Here is a 26,809-nt window from a genome sequence, read left to right on the forward strand (position 1 = left end):
CCTACCTCATTCGGACAGGTTGGCCTCGCCCGGAAGGCTATTTGGATGCATCGAAGAAACTTCTATCGCCCGATAATCCCGCTGTCAGAATGCGCATGTATGGAAATCGGAGCAAAACATGCGTTTCACTTCGCTCAACATCGATGGCGCCTGGTCTATCGAGCCGGAAAGGCTTGAGGACGAGCGCGGCTGGTTCGCGCGGGTCTATTGCGAAGCCGCCTTCGCGGAGCGACAGATGGAAACACATTTTCCGCAGCACAGCCTGTCTTTCTCACGCGAAGAAGGAACATTGCGCGGCCTTCACTACCAGAACGAGCCACATTCGGAGACCAAACTCGTCACCTGCCTGCAGGGCGTCATCTGGGATGTTCTGGTCGATCTGCGCCCGCATTCACCGACCTACAGGCGCTGGGCCGGCGTGGAACTATCCGCCGAAAACGGCGTCCAGCTCTACATCCCCGAAGGCTGCGCACACGGCTTCCAGACCCTGACATCTGACGTCCTCGTGCGCTACATGATCTCGAAGCCCTATGCACCTGATTATGCGACAGGTTTACGCTATGACGACCCGTCGCTCGGCATACCATGGCCGAACAGGCCAAGCGTCATTTCCGATAAGGATCTGGCCTGGCCGCTGCTTTAGCTCTCCACCAACAAGCCTGCATCACGGAGCCGGCCTGCGGCATCGGCAAGGGTTGCGAATGGCAGTTTCGCATGTTCGGCCATATCGAGAATGGAGTGCTCGCCATCCGCCAGATTGAGCACCCACAGCAGCGCCATGGCGTTTTGCGCGGCGCGACTGTCTCCACCCATGTTTCCATAAAGGCCACGCCGCCCGAGCTGCGGCTCCCCCTTTGGCGACGTGTTCAGCGGAAGCCAGTTTCGCTCAGCAATTTCAACAGCCTGCAAGACCATGTTGAACGATTGCTCAAGATAGTCCGGTTTGATGAAATCGAGATTGTCGGCTGATGTGTGATATTCCGGAAAGGTGGCATAAAGACTGCGCTGGAACATACCGACTGGCAGGTTGAATCCCGGAGAACAGAACTGGCGCTCGTCATAGCCATATGGCCAGAAATCATGAAGCGTCGCATTGGTGCAACCGGCAAGGACATGGCCCATAATGCGATCAATCTCCGCATCACCGCGACGACTGCGCTTGTAATTCGGCCCACCAGCATCGCCGACGCAAGACAGGACCAGCCCGTGCCGGACCAGCCCCAGTTGCTCTTCATTCTGCTTTAGCCATGCAAGAGCGCCGAAAGTCGCCGGGCCGAAAAGCAGCCGGTAGGTCAGGCGCGTGCACCGTGATTGCAGCACTTCGCCAAGACGCGCCAGCAGCGCCAGCCCGGAGCAATTGTCATTGGCCAGCGACGGGTGGCAAAGATGTGCCGACAGGATGAACGTCTCGTCGGTTTCCCCCCGGTGAATGAACTCGCCGAAGGTCAGAAAACCGTCCCGGCGCTCCGCATCAATCACGACGTCATAGTCGCCGTCCTGCATCGACAGAAACCCGTTATGCGTCATGCAGAAGCCCCAGCCCTCCGCATGGTAACAGGTGCGATAGGGAATGAGGTCCGGCTGGTCGGGCAGTGTATGAATATGCTCCTTCAGCGCGTTGAGCGGCATTCGCACCCGCACAGGCACGCTGAAATTCACCACATGCAGATTATGCCGGGCAAAATCGACGATGCGATTGCCGTTCATGTCCGCGATATAGGCCTCACGGATGATCCATTCCTGCGGCGCTTTCCAATCATAAAGCAGAGTGCCCGTTGGAACCTGATGAACCGTCAGCGGCAAATGTTCCCCGATGATGGCAAGCGTTTCGCGCACGCCATCACCGGCGAGACTGCGGCAGACTGGATAGAGGCGGGCAGCAAGATCGTAGATGGCCATCCCGTTCGACAATGGCGGAATGGCAATTTCAACGCCCTTGTGCCCGGCCCCCGTATCCATCACGCCGTTGCCCGAAGCGGTTGCGGTTCATCGTCGGCGCGCCGCAGATCGGCATCCAAGACCCCTTCCGCAATCAGCTTGCGAACATGCGCGATGCGCTGGAAGCGCGGGCCCTCAAACTCCTCAAGTGTCAGCGTCGAGCGGCTATAGGCGGCAAGCAGTTCGCGTGTACCAGCAACGGCATCCCATTCCGGTTTTGCCTCTGGCAGCACCCGCGCCAGCTTTTCAAAACTGACGCGATAGGAACGTGTATCCGGTCCGGCATCATCCGCATATTCGATACGGCAATCGGGAACATTCTCGGCGACGATGCCCGCAATGTCGCGGATGCGGTAGTTATGCTCCGTCGAACCGACATTGAAAGCTTCGTTCCAGACTTTTTCGCGCGGTGCTTCCATAGCCGCCATGAAGGCGCGGGAAATATCGCGGATATGCACGATGGGTCGCCATGGCGTGCCATCGGATTTGAGATAGATCAGCCCCTTCGTCACCGCCCATGCCACGAGATTGTTGAGCACTATGTCGAAGCGCAGGAAAGGCGAAACACCGTAAGCCGTTGCTGGACGCAGATAGACCGGGCAGAAGCTTGCATCCGCCAGTTCCCGGATCTCCTGTTCCGCCCGCACCTTGGACCGGCCATAGGCCGTTACCGGTTTCAATTCTCCAGTTTCGTCGATCAAATCAGCATCGCTGATGCCGTAATTGCTGCAGGATGATGCAAACAGAAAACGCCCGACACCTGCCCGCTTGGCCGCTTTCGCCATGGCGACACTTGCCCGGTGATTGATGTCGTAGGTCAATTCCTCATTGAGATTACCCAGCGGATCATTGGAGAGCGCGGCTAGATGAATGACCGCGTCGAACCCTTCCAGATAGCGCGGCGACACATCGCGCACGTCCTTTCGGATGGTCGGCACGTTCATAACGGCACCGCCTTCATCAAAGAGGCAATGTTCGTAAAGGCCGATGTCATAGCCGGACACTTCATGCCCCGCATTCATGAGGACCGGTACCATGACCGATCCGATATAGCCCTGATTGCCCGTAACCAGTACTTTCATGTCCGACTCCTCAAGCTTTGATAAATGCATGTTAGCCAGAGAGGACAGGAGCGACGACTTGACCGAAGGCATGCCCGATTAGGACAAGCGTTTATGAAAAGCGTGAAAGGACGTATCGCCTACCTCTTTTGGATGGGTCGCAGACGCTCGTTGCTGCCGATCAGCAGAAGCCAATCGGTTCCGCCGCCGGAATTTTGCACCTGCTTTGGCGTGTAGGTGGCAATCGGCCCCTCCACCCTCGGCTGGCCTGCATCGGCAAACTTGCCGGAAACAGGGTCATACCAGACGGCCTTCCGGCCATCTTTCACGACATTTTTCTGTACCTTGAAATCGTTGGCGTCCCCGTAGACCACCGACAAAGTGCCATCAGGCAGCGATACGGCATAGCTTTTCGCGCTGACCAGAACAGCTCCTTCGCCATCTGGTTTAAGTTGCGGCCAGGACAGTTTGTCGAAGAGCCTCTTCAACGCCGTCATCGACTGCGCGCCGGGGCTGTCGAGTGCTTCCTGCCAGCTGCGATCAGCAGTGAAAACACCCGGCCCGGTAAAATGCCAGATGGGATTATTGCCAAAGAACTGTCCGGCAGCACCGGCAAGCAAAGCACCATAGGCGTTGCGCCGGATCATTTGCGCGGTCGTCTCCCGCTCGAACTCATAGCCCCCCTCCAGCAAAATGACGGGCATTTTGTTCGGTTTGCGCCGCTCGGAAACCGTGGCATGCACATCGTCATAGGTATAAACCGTATCGAAACTCAGCCAGGACTGATCGGCCCAGAGTTCCGCCGTATTCGTCTTGCGGCCAGAGTGCACCGTCTGGAGGGCGTCTGGATCAACGCGCGCTATACCCTCGGCCATTTCAGAGACAAGCCGCTGATCCGGCGCATTAAAATCACCGCCCAAGACCCAGACTATATTATGAAATTCCTTAAATCGTTGGGCGATCGTCTCGCCATAGACGCGCATTTTCTGGGGACCGGCAACCTCAGCCTTCGAGAACCAGCCCTGACTGTTACCGTTCACGCCCAGATAGGCGGGAGCCAGAAAAACAACTATCCCCAATTGCTCCGCCCGCCCGATCACCCAAGCGGCGTGGTCAAAATATTTCGGGTTGAGATCGCCAAAGGCATCGCCCTTGAACGGTTTTTCACCATAGGCATTGGCGGGTGGATCACGGGAGAAATAGTGTTCGACAAGATTGACCAGAATGGCGTTGAAACCGCGCTTCCGGCGATCCTGCAGATAGATCTCGACATCCTCGCGCTTCAGTTCGGCGATCAACGACCAGGCAGTATCGCCCTGCAACAAAAACGGTTTACCCGTCGCATCCTCGAAAATGCGCCGATCCTGGCTGATCTTGATCGGGAACGAAGCAGCTGCATCGGACGATCCTGCTGCCATTAACAGCAGGATCGTGGCGATCATGGCCGCTGCAAAGTGTTTCATCGCATCGTCGGCGGATAGGTCGGCGCTTCATTGAAGCGGCGATAGACCACCTGTGAAGGACGTCCGGTCAGATAAGAGCTTACACCGTCGTTCAACGCCCGGACGTAAACGTCGAGCGCACCGTCGATGGCATCCACCGTGCGCGCAATGTCGGTGTCACTGTGCGTATAGCTCACCACCAGCGATGGCATCAGAACGCCGCGCCGGATTGTCTCCTGAAGGAACAATGTGCGAAATTCCTGCGACGGCTGCCCTTTCTCGTCGAGTGTTCCATAGGCAAGGCAGCAAGGACGCCCGAACAGGCGAACATGGTTCTGCAGGCCGTGACTGGCAATCGTCGCATTCACGCGCTCTGCCAGTTTGGAACCTTGCTCATAGAGCCTCTCGATCACTGGCTCGTCGCGATAGATCGTCATCGTGGCAATCGCGGCTGCCATGGCATGGGTTTCAGCGCCATGGGTGGTCGAAAGCAGGAACACACGTGGATGGTCGGTCTGTGTCAGTCCACCCAGCTGCATATATTCCGCCTTGCCTGCCAGCGCCGATATTGCAAAACCGTTGCCCAGCGCCTTGCCGAAACAGGACAGGTCCGGCTCGACATCATAAAGCTTCTGCGCGCCGCGCATATGCCAGCGGAAGCCGGTAATCATCTCGTCCAGAATGAACAAGGCTCCGTTTTCATGGGCGATGCGCTTTGCTTCCTGCAGGAAGTTGTTTCGCGGCTCGTCAGCCTTTGCAGGTTCGAGGATAATGGCCGCGATACGCCCCGGATAATCCTCGAACAGGGCTTCAACGCTTGCAATATCGTTGTAACGGAAAGTTGCCGTCAAAGCCGAAACCGAAGCTGGAATGCCTGCATTCATCTTCGTCGTTCCAATGAACCAGTCATCGGTCGAGAAAAATGGATGATCGGCACAACAGGCAACCATGTCACGTCCGGTATAGGCACGCGCCAATCGCACCGCGCCGGAGGTCGCATCCGAACCGTCCTTGCAGAATTTCACCATCTCGGCTCCGTCGATCAGCTCCAGAAAACTTTCCGCGCATTCGACTTCGATGGCACTTGGGCGCGTAAAATTACATCCGTCCTGCAAGGCATCGCGCACGGCGCGCACGACGGGCGGGTAGGCATGGCCAAGCCCGACCGCACGATTGCCCATGCCATATTCGATATATTCATGGCCATCGACGTCGAAGACATGCGAACCGGACCCGCGCTGGATGAACCCGGGCGCGAGTACCGGATACTGGTCGTCACCCTTGGCATAGGTGTGACAGCCGCCCGGAATGAGCGCGTGCGCCTTGCTGGCGAGCAACTGAGAATTGCGGAACTGCGATGTGAAAAGGTTCATGCCCCTTCTCCTTTCTTATTCACAGATCATGCTGCCGACCATCTCGTATGCAGGCGCTCGCGCACCTGACGCAGCCAGTTCTTTACCGGTTTTGGCAAGCGACTGCGCAAACTGGAATGAAGTGCGTTCGGCATCGACCATTGCGAAAGCGGCAGTGGCGGCGCAATGGCTGGGCGATCCTCCGCGAGATGTTCGAGAAGACCGGCATAGGCTCGACCGGCAATATCGTTGTCGAAGACCGTTTCCACTTTCTGCTGGGCGGCGGCTGCCATGCCGGCAAGTAGCTCTCGGTCGCGTGCAAGCCGGTTGATATGACACGCAGCCTGACGGAAATCGCCGACGGGAAACAAGAGCCCGTCCTCGCCATCGGTGACAATCGTATCAGTCACACCAGCGATCTTCGAGACGACCGCCGGGCATCCCTGGCTCATCGCTTCAATGAGCGTCAGGCCGAAACCTTCAAAGCGTGACGGCATGATCATGACGTCATGCTGGTTCACCAGCCAGGGAACATCGGCAGGCGCAACCCAGCCACTAAAACTCACCTTGTCGCCGAAAGGCGCAAGACGATGCCGCAGCTGTTCCAGATCGGGACCATTACCGGCGACCGTTAGGTGATAGGAGCAATCGAGCTCGCGCAGAATATTCGGCAGCCAGAAAATGCCCTTCGAGTTGTCTTCCATCCGCCCCAGATAAAGCAGGCGAAGCGGGCCGGACTCATCCGGCTTTTGAACATTGCGCGACAAGTGAATGTCCCGGTTCAGTCCATGCGGGATGACAAGCGTGCGCGACGCATCGAAACCATGCTGGCGCACGAGATCGTCACGGCAGCGTTTTGAAACGCCGACAGTTGCGTGAACATGATCGCGGATTGCCCGCGCCGCCGCGTAGGTGCCGGGTGTGATATTGTGCACAATCATGATGCGCAGAATATCGGCGGGCAGATAGCGCGCCAGATTGGTTTCGAAACGGTTCGCAAGAACATTGACGAAAACGGCGTCGAAATGGTTTTCGCGCAGGAAGCTGATCATATGCCTTGCGCGGGTTTCTTCATCCAGCACACCCATGCGGTCGATGGCATCGCCCTTGCGAAGCGCATCATCAAGGCCCTGCCCTGTCGGCACATTGACCGTATCGCCAGCAGCGCCTGCAGCAAGCCAGCGAAGCTCTATGCCCGACTGGGCAAGCGAGGCGCGCAGACGCGTGAAAACCGAATAGGTCCCGCCTATGTGAGGACGGACAAAGTAAGCACATTTCATGGCCAGAACCTTGTTGCCACAGAAACACCTCAGGGGAGACAAGACTTCGAGGGAACAACTCCCTCGAAGCCTTACTCCGGTATATCGGGGGGCAATGGATATACCGCTGGCCAGTGTATCGAAATTGCTCTGCCACGCATTTCGGCTATGAGGGGTACACCCCATCCTACAATAGAGTATGGTGTTCACCCTTCTGCCAGTTTTCCTGCAGGTCGGTCTGGCCTAAGCTTGTCGGTGCAGCGGGAGACACGCGCATGAGAATAGGACTTTTCGGGCAGTTTGGTTCCGGCAATACCGGCAATGACGGTTCGCTGGAAGCCATGTTGCAACTCTTGAAGCGTAACTGTCCCGACGCCCAGCTTGTCTGCATCTGCTCCAAACCCGATATCGTTGCGCAGACATTCGATCTTTCGGCTCATCCGGTCTCCCAGCCCGATCCATCCAACTGGCTGCTCCGGGCAGCCAACAAAGCGATGCTGCATTTTCCCCGACGAACAGTTGGTTTCAGTTGCGCGCTTCTGCTTGCTTCTCAGCTCGATCTCATCATTGTGCCGGGTACGGGCATACTGGATGACTTCAACGAGAACCCCTTTGGCTGGCCTTTTGCAGTACTGCGTTGGTCGCTGGCGGCCAGACTGACCGGCACGCGCATGATCTTCGTGTCGATCGGTGCCGGACCGGTCGATCATCGATGGAGCAGGTTCTTCATCCGTCAGGCTGCAATGCTGGCGTCTTTTCGTTCCTATAGAGATCAGATCTCTCATGACTTCATGAAACAGCTGGGCGTAAAACCCGCTCAGGATTTCGTCAGTGCTGATATCGCCTTTGCATTGCCAACGGTTCCAGATCAGAACCGGGATAGCCCGGAACAATGTGTGGGCATCGGCGTGATGACTTATCGCGGGTGGAAAAAGATGGAGAAGGATGGCGATGCCATCTACAGGGACTATGTCTCCAAAGTGACGACACTGGTGAACAGGCTTCTGGCCAGCGGGCGTCAGGTGCGTCTGCTGATCGGAGACAAGGGCGACATAGAGGCGGCCCGCGATATACTGGAGCAGCTCGCTCCGGCGGAAGCGAACAAAGTCGCATTTGAACCATCCGCTTCCCTGCACGAACTCATGCAGCAGATCGCCAGAACCGACGTCGTTATCGCAAGCCGCTACCATAACATCGTCTGCGCGCTGGCCATGGGACGCCCCACAATCTCCACGGCTTATGCGATCAAAAACGACGCTTTGTTGCACGATACCGGACTGGCGGCATTCTGCCACCGGATTGACAGTTTTGATCCTGAAACAATCCTCTCCCAGGTCGACTTTGCTTTCGAGCATCGAACGATATTGACCACGCAGGTGAAAGCCGGTGTGGAGCGCTATCGCAGCCGGCTGGCACGACAGGAAGAGCTTCTTCGCACCACATTTCTCGACAATGTCAGGAGTACGGCTGATCCAGCCATTCAGTCACTACGACCGAACTAGTGCGTGTTTGGAAAAGCCCTATCTTTTTGTATTTACACACACCTTGATCCGAAAATCGTTTCGGATTTCTCGGGATGCGTTCTAGGCGCCGCGTCCGCTTCGCCAGGCGGAACGCTTCAACAGGTAGTCGAAGGGTGGCATGACAGCGAGCAAGGGCTCCCGCTTCAGCGCGAATGCCATCAGCGAACCCGCCACTTTCGGCCTCCGCACCAGATTGGAGACCGCTGACCAATAAGCCCGTTTGGTAAGGCAATCCTGAACCATTGCAAACAGACGGTGTTGATGCGGCAAGCTGGCGCCTTCATGATCGAAGAAGGACCGGAATCCCGCCTCAAACTCGCGGTTCCAGGACAGAATACCATTCACCGTCGCCGACCGGTTCTGGGGATGCGACCGCGCAAAAGCCTGTATCTGGCCGGTAGAGGCGACGGAACCGCGTGTGGCGATGCGAAGCCACATTTCGAGATCGTCAGTATGGGAAAGCGACGTGCGGTAATATCCCATCTGTTTCTGGATCGCAGTCCTCACAACCGCAGTCGGGCCTGTAACCGGGTTAAACGCATGCTGGCAGGCAAACTCAATGAATTCTTCCCCGGACCATATCCGCCACTCGTCCGAAGCGGGGGACGTGGCACCTGTCACACGAGCTTCACCATCGTCGGCTTTTATCCGGCCCGTCGCGCCATGCGCGAGATGAACGTCGTCGCGTTGCGACAGCATTCTTGTCGCCCTTTCCAGAGCCCCTCTCGCCAGCAGATCATCCGAACACAGGATCAGGAAATATTCCGATGCGGCCCAGTCTATGCCCTCGTTGAACGAAGCATGCGGCCCCAGATTTTTCTGACGGAGCAGCAGCTGGACACGGCTGTCGCCGGCCGCAAGGCTCTTGGCAACCTCGACGCTATTATCTGTCGAGGCATTGTCGATGATGAGCAGACGGACATTGACGCCTGATTGTTGCAAGACGCTGTTGGAGCAGGCGGAAAGATAGCGACCATAGTTGAAGTTGGGAATAACAACGTCGATTGTCGGCTGTTCCAATTTGCATTTGTCCATGACAGGCCGTCCTATTCTGCAGGGGTCGACGCCGATCGGGGCATAAGCCGCGCCCGAAGCTTTCCGAAAAGCCAGCTCAGCGATGGCTCGACCTCGGCAGCGAAGGGATGGCGCACCACAAATAGCGCGCCCAGCCAACTCACCACCGCGATGAGGCCCATCACGACGCCTCTGGTCCAAGGGATTTCCAGCGAAAAACCATCAGCGGCAACCATTGCAAGCGGTATGGCCAGCGCAATCAGAGTCACAAGACCGCTTTTCAGCAATTCCCGACCAAGCACGGCATAGGAAAAGGCCACGTGCCTGCGCACGAAAACGATGGCTATGACCATCTGTATGGGCAAGCTGATGAACTGACCCAGCGCGACGGCAAGCAGCCCATAAAATGCAGCTGTGCCTATAACGGTGAGTGCGACCAGCCGCGAAATGAGATTGGACAGGAAAGCTTCGCGGTTTTCACCCAATGCCATCAGCAAGGGATAGGTCAGAATCGCAGGAAACCAGAAAAGGCAGGCAAGGCTGAGGATCGCCACTATGGGCACGCATTCAGTCCAGTCGGGGCCAAGAACGATGTGCACTGCCGGATAGGCGAGCAGCGCCAGCAATGCCTGTGCCGGCCAGTAGGCGACGGTAATATAGGACAAGGCGCGGATGTATGACTGGCTGATATCCGCTCCGGCACGAACTTGCGCCGAAAGCATCGGGAACGCCACGGTGAAGACGGCTGAAAGGATGATGCGATCCGGCAAACCACTCAAAGTGTCGGCACGGTTGTAAATGCCAACTGCCGATATGGGCATGAAACGCCCGAGCAGAAGCTGCGGAAGCGTCATGCAAATCTTGTTCAGACCAGCATTGCCTCCAAGATAAATCCCGAACCGCCAGGCCGTGTCGAAACTGGCCAATGACGGGCGGAACAGATTTTTCAAAGGGTGGATCGAGACAGCCAGCCCCGTTGTTATCAACGCGCTTGCCAGCAGTCCGAAGGCAAAACACATATGCCCGAAACCGCTGAAGGCCATGGCAATGGTTACCAATGCACCCAGACCGGCCCCGGCGGTGCGGATGCGCGCTAATGTTCCGAAGGCCATGTCGCGCTTCAGCAATGCGACAATCGGTAAGGACAGGCTTTCGACCAGCGCGGCCACAATCGTGATGCTGAGAAAAAGCTTCAACTTCGGATCGTTATAGGATTCGGCGAAGTATCCGAGTGCAAAATACAGGATCAGCGACAGCAGAACCGTTACACCCATCAGAAAAGTAAGCGAAGTCCGGATGTCCTGATCGCGTACCTTATCGATCTTTATCAAAAATTCGGGACTGGCGAATTCACGCAGCGAAAACACGACTGCCGTAAGGCTCAAGCCTATCACACCCATTCCGGTTTCGGCTGGCCCCAGAACACGTGACACCGCAGCCACCGTCACAAAGTTGAAGAGCAGCCCTGCATATTGTTCGAGCGCCGCCATGAGGAAACCCCTGCGACTGCCATTCATGATCCGCTCCAACAGGTATTCTCTGGCACCGCCAGCGTTTTCTGCATCATCGTTTCATCCCCCATTCATGACAGCGCGGGCAAAAGCGTCCGCAGGCGCAATTTTCCAATCCTCGCTCAGAATAATCCTTTGCCACAGGCACGAAATGTCGCCCTTGGTGTTAGCACCTGACCTGAAAGGAGTATGCGGCACGCTCTAAAGCCAAGTCGTGGATAGCAGCGTCAGTGCGTAAAAATTTCCGGAGTTTGATCTTTTGCACGCGCCTCGGAGGAGACATGACGAGTCTTTCCTGGATCACGCTTCTGGCCTTCGCTCTTTCCGTCGCTTTCTGCCTCGGCTTTCGGGGGCTGGCACGCGAATGGCATCTCATCGACATTCCTGATGCCCGCAAGAGGCATGACGGGAATGTCCCGCTTTGCGGGGGCATTGCCATTTTCCTCTCGTTTTCCGCAGCCACGTTTCTGGCGTTTGGCGTTTCAGGACATGCCAATGCCATGGCCTTGCTGCCAGGGCTTGTGCTCATCCTCGTCGCCGGTGTTCTCGATGACCGTTTCAACCTGCCTGTCGCGCCGCGCCTTGCAATCCAGTTGCTCGCAGCCTTCCTGATAATTGCTATCACCGGGGTGACGCAGACCTATCTCGGGCTTGCTTCCGATGGCGTCGAAACTGCCGCCACGTCCACTCCGGAAATGCTTATACAGGTCCTGACCGGACCGCTTTTCCTGATTATCGCGCTTGCTTTCATTGTCGGCCTTGTCAATGCGGTCAATATGAGTGACGGCGTGGACGGACTGGCAGGGTCGGCGAGTGCTGCCGCATTCTTCTGGCTGGCCGTCATCGGCTTCGGGATCGGCGAACATCGCCTCGGGCTCCAGGCGCTCGCTCTTGCTGCTGCCTGCCTCGGCTTTCTGGTTTTCAACATGCGGCATCGCTGGCGCGCACGAGCAAGCCTTTTCCTTGGCGATGGCGGCAGCACATTTCTCGGTGCAGCCCTTGCCGGATTTATCCTCATCCTTGCAAGCGGAACCGCCGCCGTCGCCTTTCCCGTCCTGATCTGGATCGTGATCGTGCCAGTCATTGATACGCTGAGTCTGATCGTGCGCCGCATGTCTGTACGCAGAAGCCCGTTCTCGCCGGACCGGCAGCATCTGCATCATCTGCTGATGGATGCGGGCCTTTCCTGCGGGCAAACAGCCGTAGCGGTCATGGCGCTCAATCTTCTGGCGGGAGCCATCGCCTACATCGCCATCCGGTTCGACATACCCGTCTGGCCGATGCTTCTGGCGCTGGCGATCCCTGCCGCAGCGCACACGCTCTTCGTGCTGCGCATGACCAGAGGCGCACGTCCGATCGTTACCGCTTCGATGGCCGAGGCCAACCCGACCACCAAACCGAACATCACTTATCCAGGGGCAACTTCATGACTGTGTCCGTCCTCATCAGAACGCTTAACGAGGAAGTCAATCTACCTGCATGCCTCGCCTCACTCGACTGGTGCGACGATATCGTAGTGCTCGATTCATTCAGCACTGATCGTACCGTGGAAATCGCCAAAGCAGCGGGCGCGCGCGTCTATCAGCGCGTCTATGACACCGAGGACCGCCAGCGCATGTACGGGCTGACGGAAATCGAGTTCAAACATCTTTGGATCTATACACCCGATGCGGACGAAATCACACCGCCGGACCTGCGAGATGAAATACTGTCGGTCACCGCTGATCCCGACCGACCGGAAGTGTTTTTCCGGCTTCGCTACAAGAACATGTTCATGGGGCGCTGGATACGCCATGCAAGCCTCTATCCGACATGGATCACCCGGCTGGTCAGGTCGGATCGCGTACGCTTCGAGCGTTCAATCCATGCACGCGCAACCGGAGGTCCGAGCGGCCAGTTACAGGCGCATTTCATCCATTACAGCTTCAACAAGGGGCTCGCCGCCTGGTACGACAAACACAATCTCTATTCCACCGTTGAAGCGGATTTGTCGGCAGCGCGGCTTCTTGAGCGGCGCGTCGATTGGGGTGGCCTCCTGTCGGGCAATCCGGAACGGCGTCGGCGCGCCATGAAATCCCTGTCCTACAATTTACCGTGTCGGCCGACCTTGCGCTTCTTCTACATGTATGTGCTGCGCGGTGGCTTCCTCGACGGCAAGCCCGGCTATCTCTATTGCCGCCTGCTTTCGGCTTACGAGTTCATGATCGTGATCAAGATGGAAGAGCAACGCCAGCGCCAATCGGCGCTTCTGGCTGAATCATCATCAGTCAGACGCCCTTTGGAAACCGAAGCACCAGAACGGCGTATGGTATGATGCTGCCCATTATTCTGCCCTGTGCCGTTTTGTTCGGACTGGTCGCCATGTTCTTCTCGGAACCTGTTCTGACCTTGCAGGATGATGGCGGCAGAGCTGATGTGATCGTCGTACCCGGCGGAGACGGACCACCCCGCGCGGCGGAGGCCGCACGTCTCTGGAAGGAAGGCCGCTCACCGGTGATCCTTGTTACCGGCGACGGGGATTGTCTCTCCAACAAACGGATCATGGTGCGCAAAGGCGTGACACCATCGGCGATTTTTGTGGAATGCCAATCGGGCAGCACCTGGCAGAATGCCCGATTTTCCGCGCCCCTCATGCGCGAAATACAGGCCAGAAGTGCGCTGATCGTGACTAACTGGTATCACTCGCGCCGTGCCATAGCGAGCTTTCGCGCCGCCTGCCCCCAGATGCGTTTCATCTCGTCTCCCATCGGCGGCGATGACGGTCGGCCCGGTTTTCCAACAACACCCACGGACATGGAACTCGTCGTCAAGGAATATGTGAAACTTGGCTGGTATCTGATTTCAGGCCGCATCTTCCCACACGACCTTTCCACGGACGAACCGGCACCCGATCTTTCGGATGTATGCGCTGATGCGGGGGTTACACAATGAACCTCTCACTCACCTGGATTTTCGTCGGTTGCGTCCTCTGCCTTCTGGCTGGCGGTCTCTTCTCCAGACCGGAACGCATGTATCAGTTTCCGTTTCTTGCAGGGGTGATGACCTTCGGCTTCCTGCTGCCGCAGCTTCCCGCCCTCGTATATGATCAGTTTCTGCCTTCCGGCGCTTATGCCAAGACCATGATCATGGGCATTCTGTCGTTCGCAATGCTGATGCTTGGGTGGCGCCTGACGAAAAAGCCGATACAGTTTCTCAGCATGAGTTTCAGCGAACGCAGACTGCTCTGGGCTGCAGCAGGCCTGTCGGCTTTCGGCGCTGTCTTCTATTTCCTCCTTAGCCGCCTTCCAGGAGACGTCTCCATCGGCGTACAAATGACTGGTATGCCGGTGGTGTACCTCTTCTTTGCACAGCTCATGCCCTATGGCCTGGCCATCGCCGTCCTGTGTTTCGCACGGCGGCCGTCATGGTTTGCCATCGCGATCATCCTGTTCGATCTGGTTTTCTATCTGGACCGTATTCTGGTCACAGGAAAACGCGCAGAGACCATCCAGCTGGTCCTCATGTTCCTTCTCGCCTTCTGGTTCTACCGACGAATTGTCGTACCTCGAACAATCATGGCAATCAGCATCCTGGCTGGCACATTTCTCATGACCAGTATGGGCGATTATCGACAGGTAACCCGTGCGGATGCGAGCTTTGTTCTCGATGAGATTCTGGAGATCGACTATGCCGCCAATTTTCGCGCTACCCTTGACCGTGGTGGTCCGGAAATGCGCAATGCCGTGCAACGTATTGATGAAATTGATCGGCGGCTCGAGTTTGATTACGGCAAGTATCACTGGAACCGTATCATCTTTACATTCGTTCCGGCGCAACTTGTGGGTAGTCGCATCAAGGAAGCGCTCTATCTCGATGTCCCGGAACCCAGCCGGGATTACAACCCTTTGACAGGCTCGACCGAAACGGGATTGGTCGATGCGTTCTTGTCATTCTGGTATTTCGGAGCCCTGAAATTCCTGCTGCTTGCCTGGGCCATGCGCAGACTTTGGGAAACGGCAATGGCAGGCGAGATGCTCGGACAATTGGTGTATATGCTTTCCATTGTTCCGGCCATGCACTCAATTTCTCATCACACGGATTGGGTCGTGCCTGTCTGGATTCACATGGCATTGTTCCTCATTCCCGTTCTGTCGTTCTGCGTAATCCGCAATCGATCAATCCAGCTCCCGCTTCCGCCATCACAAAGCGGCGCGATCAACATTGCGGGGGCCAGGTTTCAGGAAGGATGGTCATCATGACCGTGACGTCAGACCACAAAGGGACGTTCACCGGAGAAACCGGTAAATCGCGCCAACTGGATGGCATTTCAGGCAGAATGAACGCGTCGCGCCCCATGGAAGGCGGCGCGACCTTCACACTCGGACACCGTGTTCAGCGTCTGTGCTGGCAGGCAAGCTGGCTGTTACTGGCGGCATGGACGCCGTCTTTCCTGTGGCGCTGGCGTGGCGCGGTGTTGCGTGCCTTCGGCGCGAAGGTTCACAAGACCGCCATCGTGCGCGGCAGTGCGCGCATCTGGTGGCCGGGCAATCTGACCATGGGCGCTCATTCATCGCTGGGACCGGGAGCACTCTGCTATAACGTAGCGCACGTAACGCTTGCCCCATTTGCCATCATTTCACAACGCGCGCATCTGTGCACGGCGGGGCACAATATCGATCAGGCGGATTTTCCTCTCACGGCAGCACCTATTCAAATCGGGCCTTATGGCTGGGTTGCAGCTGAAGCCTTTGTCGGGCCGGGCGTGACCATCGGTGAAGGCGCAGTTCTTGGCGCACGCGGGGTCGGCTTCCGTGATATGGAACCATGGATGGTCTATGTCGGCAATCCGGCCAAGCCCGTGAGACCCCGACGAAAGCCCTGACAATCAGGAAGCAGGAACGGACCGGAGCGCCTTGCTGCCCGCAACGGCGCCGCTTTTTTGCGGCTGAAAGCTTTGATAGGCCGCAATTGTCTGGAGAGCGATGCGTGGCCAGGTGTAGTTGGCCCGCACAAGTCTGGCACCAGCCGCACCCATGCGTCTCGCGTGATCGGGATCTTCCAGAATTTGCTCAAGCGCTGAAGCCACAGCCATCGGGTCGAGCGAACAGACCACACCGGCACCAGCTTCAGCCACTTCCGGAAAATGGCATACATCGGTAATCGCAACCGGTACGCCGCAGGCCAACGCCTCGGTTATGGCGACGCTGAATCCTTCCTGACGGCTTGGCAGGCAAAAACAGGCCGATTGTTTCAGGGCAGCGATCTTCGCCGAACCATAGAGCCCGCCTGTCATGTGTACCCGCGTCTCAAGCCCGTATTGACGAATACGCTGCCGAAAATCTTCTTCCGCACCACCATCAGGACCCGCGACAACCAGATCCACATCAGGGAACAAGGTGGCAACACGACGAAAGGCATCGGCAAGTATATCAAGACCTTTCTTGTAGTGCAGCCGCGACAGAAAAAGTATGTAGGGCCGTTCCGGCAATCCGCGCACGGCAATATCCTTGTCGCCCTCGACTTCATTGAGGAAAATTCCGTTCGGGATGATCATCGAGGGTGATTTCAGGCCTAGCGGCCGCATCAGCTCGATTTCATCCGCATTCAGCGCGTGGATGAACGCTGCACCGTCGAGCATACGACGAAAACCGAGCATCATCGCGATCTTCTTCTTCCATGCGCTCTGTTGCATACTCCACACGTCAAGCATACCGCAACAACATACGCAATATGGCACACGATAGCGGCGGCAAAGCATTGATGCCCGCAACAGATTGGTTTCCCATATGCCATGAAGATGCACAAAATCTGCCGAGCACAGCAGCATCTCCATTGCTTTTGCTGCAGCCCCGCCGAACAAGGTTTCCCGCAGGTCAGGCATTGGTAAAAGCAGGGTACGCACCTTGTCGAAACCGGGAATTGTGGCCGTGGCGCTGACGGCGCGACCGCTCACTTCATCATCGCTATAGCTCACGATTGTCACTTCATGACCGAGCGTGGCCTGCGCTGCTGCAAGCCGCACCACGACGGCTTGCGGGCCGCCCTTGGCAGGATCGTAGGAACCGATGACGTGGACAATGTTCATGCCGCCTTCTCCCGAAAGATTGCTGAGGTCAACCGTTCGCCATAACGCGATAAAGTAAAATCAGCCGCGCGTTCGCGGGCGCTTTCGCCCATCCGTTCCAGCGCTGCCGGATTGCTTGCAAGTTCCCGCAGGATTTCTGTTGTCTCCATGACGTCCCGGATAGGCACGATATAGCCGTCGATACCGTTGCGAACGACACTGCCCGTATTCTCCGTACAAATTACAGGCAGCCCAGCGGCCAGCGCTTCATAAACGGAAATCGCCGACCCTTCGCATAACGAAGGCAACAGAAAGACATCGGCCCACTCAAATTGCTTGCGCATCTCGCTGCGCGGAATGGGGCCTGTCAATTCGACCGAGGCGGCGAGCTTCTTCTGTGCTTCCGGCAACAGTTCCAGCGGGCCGACCATCCGGAATTCCACCTCTCCCGCCAGCAATCGAGAAACCCCGCCGACATAAGGCGAACCTTTGCGCAAGCCAACCGCGCCCACTGTCAGCACGCGCAATTTGCCTGGTGCCCGTGGTTTCCGTTCAACCTGGAAACGCGTATCGACACCTGTCGGAACCACCACGATCTTTTCGGGAGCACAACCTTCTTCAACCACATGACGGGCAACAAAAGGTGATGGACACACAACCACATCGGCCAGCTGCCATTCGGCTCGTTCACGCTCCGCGAAAGCCTCGGAATATCCATCGCTTTCGAGCGGCAATTGCCACCCCAGGTTCAACAATTCCTCTTCATAACCAAGCTGGTCGACGATGGCGCGCGGCGCGATCACCTGATCGATCGCTGTCCAAAGACCCATTTTTCGCGCAGCCGACAACAGCTCAACAGCTTCACCGCTGAAGGCATAGACACCACTTGCGCCGTGAAATCCGCTTTCAGCGACCAGCCTTCCGAAGGTTTCACCAGCCCATATTGCATTGGCAGTGGATTTCGGCCCGGTCTGGTTCGCCAGTCTGCGTACGGCGGAATGCAGTCCGAAGCCCGGAAAAGTTGTCATCTGTTGTTGGGGAATTCCCTGGGGTTTGCGTCCAATCAATCTCCGAACAGAGGATGGGAGCGCATTGGAGGGCAAGCTGTTGAGGAAACGTGGCCATCCCTGAAAAGCGCATATGTCCGTATAAAAATGTGCCAGCTTCTGATTATTCGCAAAAATCCGCGGGACTGCATAGTGCCGGCGGGCGCCCAACTGGCTGACAACGACCGACCCATCCATCATAATTCCCTCGGCTGGAACTGCCGGTCGAGAACCGGCATAGCCTGTGGCACCACCTTTTCCTCAAGCCGCGAGATGGCCGACTGCCAGACGGCTGCGCCATATTCACGCGAATAGGCCGTTTCCATCAGATAGCGGGCATTGTTGCCCATCGACATGCGTCCCACAGGCGAATGGCGCAAATGAAGGATCGCGTTGACCAATGCATCGACATCGCCCGGTCTCAGCGCCATACCGCACTGAAAATCGCGGACGATTGTGCCGATCTCGCCTTCCGTATCACCGATGAAGATTGTCGGACGGGCCGCCGCGAGGACGCCATAGAACTTGCTGGGCACGATACAATGTTCCAGCTCCGGCTTCAGCGAAACCAGATGCACATTGGCCGCGCCAAGGCTCTCGGAGAGCTTTTCCACGGGCTGGAATGGTTTCATCATCACATTGGTCAAACCGCGTCGCTTGACTTCACTTTCGACGAAACCACGCTGCTGCCCCTCGCCGATCATCAAAAAGACGATGCTTTTCATATGCCGGAGCCGCTCCGCAGCATCGAGCACCGTCTTGAACTCGTGCGCGCGCCCGAAGTTGCCCGAGTAACCGATGACGAATTTTCGACCGAGCCCCCAGCCACGGCGCAAGGGGTTCTGCGACGGCTCCACCGGAACGATTTCGTTGCGGTCGGCCCAGTGGTGAACCACGCTCAGGCTTTCCGCCGGAATATCCCGCGTCGAAAGATAATGCGCCATGCGGTCTATCGGACAGATTGTCAGTGCGGACTGGCGCATCGACCAGTTGCGCAGGATCAGGGCGAGCTTACCGGAAACGGTATCGGACTTGATGAGGCCGAGTTCCATTGCCGTTTCGGGAAAAAGATCCATCACCCAGTTGACCAGCTTTGCCCGTCGCAAGCGAACAGGCAGCGCTGCCGAAACGGAAAGAAGCGGCGGATCGGTACAGACGACGCAGACATCGTCCTTGCGGGCATTAGATGCAAACCAGGCGGCCGCGGACAGATGAAAGGTTGCATAATCGACCGCGCGCCCGACAAGCTTGCCCCGACCAAAGCCCGAGGTCCATATGCGATGCACATCTATGCCGTCGATCGTTTCACGCGCGGGCAACACGTCCTTCCGCTTGTCGTGATAGCTGCGGCTTGCCAGCACTGTCGTTTCGATGCCTTCACGCACAAGCGTATGGGCAAGGCTCGTCACCATCCGGCTCGTCGCCGACTGGTCCGGGTAGAAGTAACGATTGGCAAGCACCACACGCATGATTTCACGTCCTGTTGTTCGATCCCGTTGAAACGAGCATCGCAACTGCGCAGCAGATACCGCAAGAAACACAAAGGCATGGCACGCACCGACACCGGGCGAACCGCCTACCTCTTTGGGTGAAACCGGACATACCGGGCGCGCCTCAAGCCTCATCCGAAGAGGGATGTTCCGGCCCGCAATTGCCGTTTTGGAGCCGTTCTGCCCACGCAGGAAATCGCTAACATGGTTTCATTGCAGCTTTGGAAAGCTTTGGTCGGAGGGAAGCCCTTGCAAGAGAAAACAGCTCTCATCGTCGGTGTGACTGGACAGGACGGCGCTTATCTAAGCGAGCTTCTGCTCAAAAAAGGCTATCGCGTACATGGTCTGAAACGGCGGTCTTCCTCGTTCAACACTGCGCGTATCGATCATCTCTATCAGGACCCGCATGAGGAGGACATTCGCTTCCGCCTGCATTTCGGTGACCTGACCGATGCAACCAATCTGTGCCGTGTCATTCAGGAAGTGCGGCCCAACGAGATTTATAATCTCGGCGCGCAAAGCCATGTTCAGGTAAGCTTTGAAACGCCTGAATATACGGCCAATGCCGATGCGCTCGGCACGCTGCGCCTGCTCGAATCCATGCGTATTCTGGGTCTCGGCAAGACATGCCGTTTCTATCAGGCTTCCACGTCGGAACTTTTCGGTAACAGCTCGCCCCAGGCACAGAACGAACAGACGCCTTTTGCTCCGCGCAGTCCTTATGCGACAGCAAAGCTCTATGCCTACTGGACGACGGTAAACTACCGCGACGCCTATGGCTTCCATGCTTCCAACGGCATTTTGTTCAATCACGAAAGCCCGCTTCGCGGCGAAACCTTCGTTACCCGCAAGATCACCCGTGCTGTCGCGGCCATTGAACGCGGCTTGCAAGACAGGCTTCGGCTCGGCAATCTCGATGCCCGTCGCGACTGGGGTCATGCGCGTGATTATGTCGAGGGCATGTGGCGTATCCTGCAGGAAGACACCGCCGACGACTATGTGCTGGCGACCGGCGAAACGCACACCGTGCGCGAGTTTGTCGAACACGCCTTCAAGGCCGTCGACAAGGAGATCGAGTGGCACGGTAACGGCGTGGAAGAAATCGGCCGCGACCGAAAATCCGGCAATTGCCTGATAGAGATCGATCCCCGCTATTTCCGTCCGAACGAGGTCGACTTCCTGCTCGGCGATGCATCCAAGGCGAAAAATCGCCTCGGCTGGCAGCATAGGACCGGCTTCGACAATCTTGTCACCGAAATGGTCGACTGGGATTTGCGCAACATCATGCGGGAGGTTGGACGCAATGACTTCTACGGCTGACATCACCCCCGCTCCGTTTTATTCACTCGAAGGCAAGAAGGTGTTCGTTGCCGGGCATACAGGCATGGTCGGCTCGGCCATTCTGCGCCGCCTGCAAGGCACGGATTGCGACATCATCACTGCAGCGCACAGCGCACTCGATCTGACCCGGCAGGGACCAACGGAGAATTTCATCAGCGGTCGCAAACCCGATGTCATCATCATCGCTGCCGCTCGCGTTGGCGGCATCCTTGCCAATTCGCAATATCCGGCAGATTTTCTCTATGACAATCTCGCCATCGGCATGAACCTCATCCGCACTGCCCATCAGAACGGTGTCGAACGCCTGTTGTGGCTCGGATCAAGCTGCATCTATCCCCGCGACGCAGCGCAGCCTCTCACCGAGGATGCCCTGATGACAGGCCCGCTGGAAGCGACCAACGAAGCCTATGCCGTCGCCAAAATTGCAGGGCTTGAATATGCGCGGGCTTGCGCACGGCAATATGGCAATCACTTCATGACGGCGATGCCGACCAATCTTTACGGTCCAAACGACAATTTTGATCCCAACACCTCGCATGTCCTGCCGGCACTGATCCGCCGGATTCACGAGGCCAAGGTGCGAGGGACCGACCATGTGACGCTCTGGGGCACCGGCAAACCCTTGCGGGAGTTCCTGCATGTGGACGATCTTGCCGATGCCTGCCTGCACATACTGCGTTTCTACGACGGCATTGAGCCGATGAATATCGGGACGGGTGAAGAGATTTCAATCAAGGATCTGGCGCTGACCGTTGCCCGCGTCGTCGGTTACGAAGGTCGCTTTGAACACGACCTCAGCAAACCGGACGGTACACCGCGCAAACTCCTCGACACGTCGCGGATGCGGGCGCTGGGCTGGAAGCCGCAAATTCGTCTGGAGGACGGCCTGCGTGAAGTCTATCGCGATTGGTTGGAGGAAGCCGCCGATCCTGTCGCCGCTTGAAGCCCCCGGAAAAGCGGAACCCGCTTTTCCGATCAAGCGCGACGTTTTCTTCGATATTGTCGATCCTGGACAAGTCTCCTCGGCATCCCTCATGCCGGGGAGACGCGCAGCGTCGTCCCGAAGCACGAAGAGACGCCCCGCCTTCCTAAGTTTCCATTGAAGTGAAACTCTCAACCTATGACGGCGAGCCGCCGACCCTGCTCATATCCAGCTCGACGCGCAGGATGTCACCCGGTTTGATTTCCGTGCTTTCGTTGGCGACGATATCCTGAAAGCTGCCATTCACGATACGACTGATCGAGAACACCAGTTTCTGGCGCAGCGTGGCCGCGGAAATATTACCGGAAGACTTGGCGATCTCGGCCATAGCCTGGAGTTGTGTATTGCTGCGGCGCTCCATGCGGGCAATGTTGAGGTCAATATCCTGCAAATTGGTAGCCGCTTCGCTTTTGCGAATTTCTTCCAGATTGGCGATGCGCTGCTCCATGGCAAGCTGGTTCTGTCTCGCCCGTGCAAGAAACGAAGCAAGCTCCAGCGCGGCCCGCCGTGTGGCCGACAGATCACGCTCCATGTCGCGCAGGTTGGATTTTGCGGCCAGGCCGCGATCCACCAGTGACTTGCTGGAATCCACATTCTCCTGCAACAGCCCAATTTCGGTGTCGTGCAGCTTGATACTCTGCTGCAGGGTCTGGATTTCATCGCCATAGCTCGCTGCTTGCGCTTCAAGCGCTCGACGCTCGGCTGCAAGATTGTTGCGGCGGACGTTGAACACTGTCTTTTCACCGTCCAGCATCTTCTGCGTCAGAGCCACGGTTTCCTTGTTCGCAGCCGCCTGATCCGGCAGAGTATAAGTAAAATCCGTGCCGTTCAGTTCCGCCTCGAAACGGGCCCGCCGGATTGCCATGGCAGTGATCTGCATCTGCAGGTCGACATATTCCTGCTGCGCGGAAATAAGCTGCATCCCGGCAGTCAGGGCTGGAGATTCCGCTTTTCCGGCTCCGCCACCCAGCGCCATGAGTTCAAGCACCACCATTCCGGGCCGGAACTGATATTTTCCCGGTACCTTCACATCACCAACGACAAATACCGGCGCATATTGATTGATCGTTGCTGTGACCGTCAGTCCCGGAATATGCTGGGATAGAGATCCCGCGATCTTCTCGCTGATCTCATTGGTGGTCAGCCCGGTGACGGAAATATTGCCTACCACCGGATAGCCGATATTGCCGTCCACATCGACAGGATAAAGCCCTGTAAGCGACGGCTGCCCGTAGACGGTAACCTGAAGCACATCGTCGGGGCCGACGCGATAGGCCTGCCCATCGGCGAGCGCTCCGAAACTGCCACCCAAAAGCAGGAGCCCGGAAAGCATAGTGGCCCGGAGATGCATGCCGATGCGGTTTTTGATGATCTTGTGTGACATGGTCTGCCCCTCACGCCTGTTCCTGAACGCCATCTGTGGCTGGCTTGCGCCTTCGCGAGAACATGGCGCTCACGCTCCGCTTCGCCTTCTGCAGACCCAGCCCGCAAAGCACGACAGGTACCGTTATCCAGCTTCGATAGGACGAGGAATTGTGGTTCACGACCGCAAGTGCAGGTTTACGCCCGAAAGACGCCATCGTCTGGATGAGCGCATTGGTTGCGTGCTGATCCTGGCGGTCGGACGGCACGACGAGAAGCGCCGTATCCGTCGCCCGCGACAGGAGAACCGAACGTTTGTCTTCCATAACCGCCGGTAGATCCACGAGGATAATCTTGTGATCGGCGCGCAATTGGGCAATCAGATCGGCTAGCCAGTCTCCCTCGCGCATCTGCCTGTTCGGCTTGATAATATCGATCCCTGAACCGTGATCATGCATAAGTGTTGCGCCAGTGAGCAGACGTCCGGTCGACACGCCACCGTAATCGCTGTGCGGAAGCCCGAAGGCCTCCGACAAGCCCGCTCGCTTGTTCGTCGCGTCGATGACCGCAACCGTCAGGCCCGTCGCCGCTATCTGTTGTGCAAGTGCGGTTATCAGCAGCGTCTTTCCCTCGCCGTCAGACAGCGAAACGATGGACAGTGCCAGCGAATCCCGACCGCGTGTCAGGACCCGAAGACGGTCATGGACCGACTTGATGGCGCGACCGAACGGGCTGGCCGGATCGAGACCGCGATTGACGAGAAGCGGTACAGTCAGCCGCGGCGAAACCGGCAGCAGCGTCGCTGCCGGAATGCCGGGCAACACCAGAGATGCCGTTTGCGCAGGCCTGATCTTGTCGAATGTTTCCTTCAGCATGGTGCCAACAAGCGCGACGAGCCCACCCAGCCCCAGCCCCAGCAGCAGCCAATTGGCCAAGTTCGGGCTGGCCTTGGCCATGGCCGGTTCGGCAGGCGAGATCATCTGTGCTTCCGGCGCGGCGATGCCGTCCTGCTCGATCAGCTGCTTGTAGCGTGTGAGATAACTTTCATAGACCGTGCGGCTGGCATTGGCTTCACGGTCGAGCTGCCCGGCCTTGACTTGCGCCTGGTTGGCTTCGGCAAGGTCGGCTTCCGCATTCTTCAGCGCATCTTCCAGTCCGCTGCGCCGCTGCCGTGCGATCTGGATTTCATTGCCGAGGCTCTTGATGATTTCACCAACGTGGTTCGAAATCTGCTGCTTCAGCGCTTCCTGTTCAGCCTTCAGCACCGGAATTTCGGCACTTTTCAGCGCTCCATTCGACTGTAACTCGCCAAGCTGACGCTCGACACGCGCCTCCTCATTGCGCAGGCTCTGGATCGCTGGCGATGCCAGCACTTCGGCGAGCGCAGGCGCTTCATTGTTGTTCTTCAGCTCCTGGGCCGTGCGCAGCCGCGCTTCGGCAAGCGAGACCGCACCTGTTGCCGCGACAATCTCGCTGTTCAGCGCCGCAACGCGCTGGGCCTGAAAGCTGATCTGCCCCTGCTCGCCTGCAAGCCGGGATTTCTGGCGGAACTCTTCCGCCGCGCGTTCTGCATTTTCAAGATCGCTGCGCAAATTGCCCAATTTATCGCCAAGCCAATCGCTGATACGCCGCGTGGCCGATTGCTGCACATCGATCTGGTGATTGAGATAGGCCGTCGCAAAGGCATTGGCGACCTGTGCCGCATAAACCCGATCGGACGCACGATAGGAAATGAAAATCGTGTAGGACCGACCGTCATTGGTAACCCGCAACCGCGAGAGAAGAAGGTCGATCTGCTGGCGTTCGCGCATCGCCGGATCGACATCACGCGCACCTTTCGTTTGCGAGCCCGTATCCGAAGCAGACGACAACACCGTGCGCGAACGGAACTCCGTCGGCACGACAATGTTCTCCGCTTGCAGGATGTCGATGACTTTCAGCGCCATCATGCGCGAATTGATGATGTCGAGCTCGGACCGCAGAACCGGACTGTCCTGCGGTAGCGGCGTGATTGCGCTTTCACTGGGCAGTGCCTGCAATCGCCGCATATCCAGCACCAGTACCGACTCCGACACATAACTGATCGGTGCTGTAAGATAGCCCGCAAAGCCGACGCCGATGCCCGCAAGCACCGGCACGACAAGCATCATTCTTCTACGTTTTATAATATCGAGCAGGTCAGCCACCGGCTGCCTCCCGTTTCCTGCTGAAACGTCGGAGATAATCACCAAAATTCTCCTTCACGGAATAATTCAATCCGCAGGCTGCCGAACGCCCACTGTTCCAGTTTCCGACCTATTGCAGATCGGAAAACGAAGTCTCCGACGGAAACAGCTCGTTGATGATGCAAGCCACCTCGGTACGGTTGGACGCCTTCAGCTTCTTCATGATGTTGCGGATATGAACCTTCACCGTGCTTTCCCGCAGCTTCAGCTCATAGGCGATGATCTTGTTCGCCTTGCCCCGGCGCAGCGCATTGACCACTTCGGCCTGACGCTGGGTGAACATTCCGCCAAGAGGCTGCAGCCGCTGCGAATTCGGATCGGTGGCGTGACGCAGAGCCAGCACGCTGCTGGCTGGAACGAAAGTTCCCCCTGCCATGGCGAGCCGCAATGCTTCAACGCAGACATTCACATTCACCGATGTTGGAATATACCCCTTCACGCCATGGTCGAGCGCTTTGAGAACCTGCGAGATTTCTTCCTTGTCGGCCAGAAGAATGACCGGTGCCGGAGCGCAGTCAGTAACAATGCGATTGAGATAATTGCCGACAGCCGGGTCCGAAACCTTCTGGCCACCGATGTTGAAGAGCACTGCACCTGCGGTGCGGCCCTTGCGCTGATGCTGCCACTGCTCGAACGAGCTGAATGTGGCGATCGACATTTCGATGCTGTGGTTTGTCAGTCCATGTGCGAGGCATTCGCGATCCAACGCACGGTTGTCTATGATGACCAGTAGCGGCAACATGCTGTCGTTAGGCTGTTCAGGTTTAAAAGAACTATCTTTTGACGCCCCAAAGCCATTATTCTTTAATTCACTCGTCCTGCTACTGAATTGTGGAGAAATGTTCATCTGTTCGCCCTCTAATCCGACTTATGCGCATGACCCCATTGTTTGCACATCACAATCACGGAAGCGCATCGGTTACCTGTTATATTTTTTCTTCTTGAGATCTAGACAAAACCCCGGAAGCAATTCTCGTTTTTGTTCTTATTTTGATGAAAAGACTGCCTGAAATTTATTTGAGTGTCATTAACCTAGATTAAGGGTTTCGGCAAAATATGGTTTAGACAAAGCGCGGATATATACCCAATTAGTGGTAGAAATTACTACCTTGCCAAAACAAATGGCCTCGCTGAAACTCTTTAGATACCTGGCTTCCTTGGAAGAGCTGGGGGAAACGAACCGTGGGGGTCGCTCGACTTTAAACTTATATGCACTCATG

22 protein-coding genes are annotated in these 26,809 nt (G+C 57.1%); 9 read left to right on the top strand and 13 right to left on the bottom strand.

The window, feature by feature from the left end; genetic code table 11:
* The first annotated feature begins 118 nt into the window (after positions 1 to 118).
* The gene (gene rfbC, locus AAE521_RS11005) at positions 119 to 643 is read left to right on the top strand and encodes a dTDP-4-dehydrorhamnose 3,5-epimerase (RefSeq protein ID WP_010658587.1); all 525 of its coding nucleotides are present in this window, start codon (positions 119 to 121) and stop codon (positions 641 to 643) included.
* Here the strand turns inward: rfbC and AAE521_RS11010 are convergent.
* The 5 genes from AAE521_RS11010 to AAE521_RS11030 all read right to left on the bottom strand — a co-directional run bounded on the left by AAE521_RS11010 (position 640) and on the right by AAE521_RS11030 (position 7,073).
* Positions 640 to 1,959, bottom strand: a complete 1,320-nt coding sequence (locus tag AAE521_RS11010) for a DUF4910 domain-containing protein (RefSeq protein ID WP_342061388.1) — start codon at positions 1,957 to 1,959, stop codon at positions 640 to 642. The two genes, rfbC and AAE521_RS11010, sit on opposite strands and share 4 nt — an antisense overlap.
* Positions 1,959 to 3,020 carry an NAD-dependent epimerase/dehydratase family protein gene (locus AAE521_RS11015; protein WP_342061328.1) on the bottom strand — a complete coding sequence of 354 codons (1,062 nt, stop codon included), beginning with the start codon at positions 3,018 to 3,020 and terminating at the stop codon, positions 1,959 to 1,961. The genes AAE521_RS11010 and AAE521_RS11015 overlap by 1 nt, the downstream gene beginning before the upstream one ends.
* A gap of 119 nt (positions 3,021 to 3,139) precedes the next feature.
* Complete coding sequence (locus AAE521_RS11020) at positions 3,140 to 4,462, bottom strand: glycoside hydrolase family 140 protein (protein ID WP_342061329.1); 1,323 nt, start codon at positions 4,460 to 4,462, stop codon at positions 3,140 to 3,142.
* On the bottom strand, positions 4,459 to 5,814 hold the full coding sequence (locus AAE521_RS11025) for a glutamate-1-semialdehyde 2,1-aminomutase (protein ID WP_342061330.1): 1,356 nt from the start codon (positions 5,812 to 5,814) through the stop codon (positions 4,459 to 4,461). Before AAE521_RS11025 ends, AAE521_RS11020 begins: the two co-directional genes overlap by 4 nt.
* A 26-nt stretch (positions 5,815 to 5,840) precedes the next feature.
* Positions 5,841 to 7,073, bottom strand: a complete 1,233-nt coding sequence (locus AAE521_RS11030; protein ID WP_342061331.1) for a glycosyltransferase family 4 protein — start codon at positions 7,071 to 7,073, stop codon at positions 5,841 to 5,843.
* Between the two features lie 254 nt (positions 7,074 to 7,327).
* Between AAE521_RS11030 and AAE521_RS11035 the strand changes: the two genes are divergently transcribed.
* Positions 7,328 to 8,554, top strand: coding sequence for a polysaccharide pyruvyl transferase family protein (locus tag AAE521_RS11035; RefSeq protein ID WP_342061332.1), 1,227 nt, complete (start codon positions 7,328 to 7,330; stop codon positions 8,552 to 8,554).
* A gap of 81 nt (positions 8,555 to 8,635) precedes the next feature.
* On the opposite strand, the gene AAE521_RS11040 is transcribed toward AAE521_RS11035, so the two are convergent.
* Together AAE521_RS11040 and AAE521_RS11045 are read right to left on the bottom strand one after the other, a co-directional pair.
* Positions 8,636 to 9,610, bottom strand: a complete 975-nt coding sequence (locus AAE521_RS11040) for a glycosyltransferase (RefSeq protein ID WP_342061333.1) — start codon at positions 9,608 to 9,610, stop codon at positions 8,636 to 8,638.
* 11 nt (positions 9,611 to 9,621) lie between these two features.
* Entirely contained in the window at positions 9,622 to 11,106 is a 1,485-nt protein-coding gene (locus tag AAE521_RS11045; protein WP_342061334.1) for an oligosaccharide flippase family protein, read from the bottom strand.
* A 275-nt stretch (positions 11,107 to 11,381) separates the two neighbouring features.
* Here AAE521_RS11045 and AAE521_RS11050 point away from each other — a divergent pair, with 275 nt between their 5' ends.
* The 5 genes from AAE521_RS11050 to AAE521_RS11070 all read left to right on the top strand — a co-directional run bounded on the left by AAE521_RS11050 (position 11,382) and on the right by AAE521_RS11070 (position 15,961).
* Positions 11,382 to 12,530 (top strand): MraY family glycosyltransferase, encoded by a 1,149-nt coding sequence (locus tag AAE521_RS11050; RefSeq protein ID WP_342061335.1) that lies wholly within the window; start codon positions 11,382 to 11,384, stop codon positions 12,528 to 12,530.
* On the top strand, positions 12,527 to 13,414 hold the full coding sequence (locus AAE521_RS11055; protein WP_342061336.1) for a glycosyltransferase family 2 protein: 888 nt from the start codon (positions 12,527 to 12,529) through the stop codon (positions 13,412 to 13,414). Before AAE521_RS11050 ends, AAE521_RS11055 begins: the two co-directional genes overlap by 4 nt.
* The gene (locus tag AAE521_RS11060) at positions 13,411 to 14,031 is read left to right on the top strand and encodes a YdcF family protein (protein ID WP_010658576.1); all 621 of its coding nucleotides are present in this window, start codon (positions 13,411 to 13,413) and stop codon (positions 14,029 to 14,031) included. Before AAE521_RS11055 ends, AAE521_RS11060 begins: the two co-directional genes overlap by 4 nt.
* Complete coding sequence (locus AAE521_RS11065) at positions 14,028 to 15,338, top strand: hypothetical protein (protein WP_012092807.1); 1,311 nt, start codon at positions 14,028 to 14,030, stop codon at positions 15,336 to 15,338. The genes AAE521_RS11060 and AAE521_RS11065 overlap by 4 nt, the downstream gene beginning before the upstream one ends.
* Positions 15,339 to 15,415: 77 nt before the next feature.
* Positions 15,416 to 15,961, top strand: coding sequence for an LbetaH domain-containing protein (locus AAE521_RS11070; protein WP_071630962.1), 546 nt, complete (start codon positions 15,416 to 15,418; stop codon positions 15,959 to 15,961).
* Between the two features lie 3 nt (positions 15,962 to 15,964).
* Here the strand turns inward: AAE521_RS11070 and AAE521_RS11075 are convergent, their stop codons facing one another.
* The 3 genes from AAE521_RS11075 to AAE521_RS11085 are packed head-to-tail and all read right to left on the bottom strand — an operon-like array spanning position 15,965 to position 19,658.
* The gene (locus AAE521_RS11075; protein ID WP_071630893.1) at positions 15,965 to 17,164 is read right to left on the bottom strand and encodes a glycosyltransferase; all 1,200 of its coding nucleotides are present in this window, start codon (positions 17,162 to 17,164) and stop codon (positions 15,965 to 15,967) included.
* Positions 17,161 to 18,387 carry a glycosyltransferase family 4 protein gene (locus AAE521_RS11080; protein ID WP_342061389.1) on the bottom strand — a complete coding sequence of 409 codons (1,227 nt, stop codon included), beginning with the start codon at positions 18,385 to 18,387 and terminating at the stop codon, positions 17,161 to 17,163. The genes AAE521_RS11075 and AAE521_RS11080 overlap by 4 nt, the downstream gene beginning before the upstream one ends.
* Positions 18,387 to 19,658, bottom strand: a complete 1,272-nt coding sequence (locus AAE521_RS11085; RefSeq protein WP_071630895.1) for a glycosyltransferase family 4 protein — start codon at positions 19,656 to 19,658, stop codon at positions 18,387 to 18,389. Before AAE521_RS11085 ends, AAE521_RS11080 begins: the two co-directional genes overlap by 1 nt.
* A 270-nt stretch (positions 19,659 to 19,928) precedes the next feature.
* Between AAE521_RS11085 and gmd the strand changes: the two genes are divergently transcribed.
* Together gmd and AAE521_RS11095 are read left to right on the top strand one after the other, a co-directional pair.
* On the top strand, positions 19,929 to 20,999 hold the full coding sequence (gene gmd, locus AAE521_RS11090; RefSeq protein WP_342061337.1) for a GDP-mannose 4,6-dehydratase: 1,071 nt from the start codon (positions 19,929 to 19,931) through the stop codon (positions 20,997 to 20,999).
* Positions 20,983 to 21,963: a GDP-L-fucose synthase family protein gene (locus tag AAE521_RS11095; RefSeq protein ID WP_071630896.1), complete on the top strand. Its 981-nt coding sequence runs from the start codon at positions 20,983 to 20,985 to the stop codon at positions 21,961 to 21,963. Before gmd ends, AAE521_RS11095 begins: the two co-directional genes overlap by 17 nt.
* Positions 21,964 to 22,138: 175 nt before the next feature.
* On the opposite strand, the gene AAE521_RS11100 is transcribed toward AAE521_RS11095, so the two are convergent.
* The 3 genes from AAE521_RS11100 to AAE521_RS11110 all read right to left on the bottom strand — a co-directional run bounded on the left by AAE521_RS11100 (position 22,139) and on the right by AAE521_RS11110 (position 26,436).
* Positions 22,139 to 23,386: a polysaccharide biosynthesis/export family protein gene (locus AAE521_RS11100; protein ID WP_342061338.1), complete on the bottom strand. Its 1,248-nt coding sequence runs from the start codon at positions 23,384 to 23,386 to the stop codon at positions 22,139 to 22,141.
* A 10-nt stretch (positions 23,387 to 23,396) separates the two neighbouring features.
* The gene (locus AAE521_RS11105; protein ID WP_342061339.1) at positions 23,397 to 25,592 is read right to left on the bottom strand and encodes a GumC family protein; all 2,196 of its coding nucleotides are present in this window, start codon (positions 25,590 to 25,592) and stop codon (positions 23,397 to 23,399) included.
* 67 nt (positions 25,593 to 25,659) lie between these two features.
* A complete protein-coding gene (locus AAE521_RS11110) occupies positions 25,660 to 26,436 on the bottom strand; it encodes a response regulator transcription factor (RefSeq protein WP_012092799.1) in 777 nt (258 codons plus the stop codon).
* Positions 26,437 to 26,809: the final 373 nt, after the last annotated feature.

The organism is Brucella cytisi, assembly GCF_038433355.1.
GTDB classification, from domain to species: domain Bacteria; phylum Pseudomonadota; class Alphaproteobacteria; order Rhizobiales; family Rhizobiaceae; genus Brucella; species Brucella cytisi.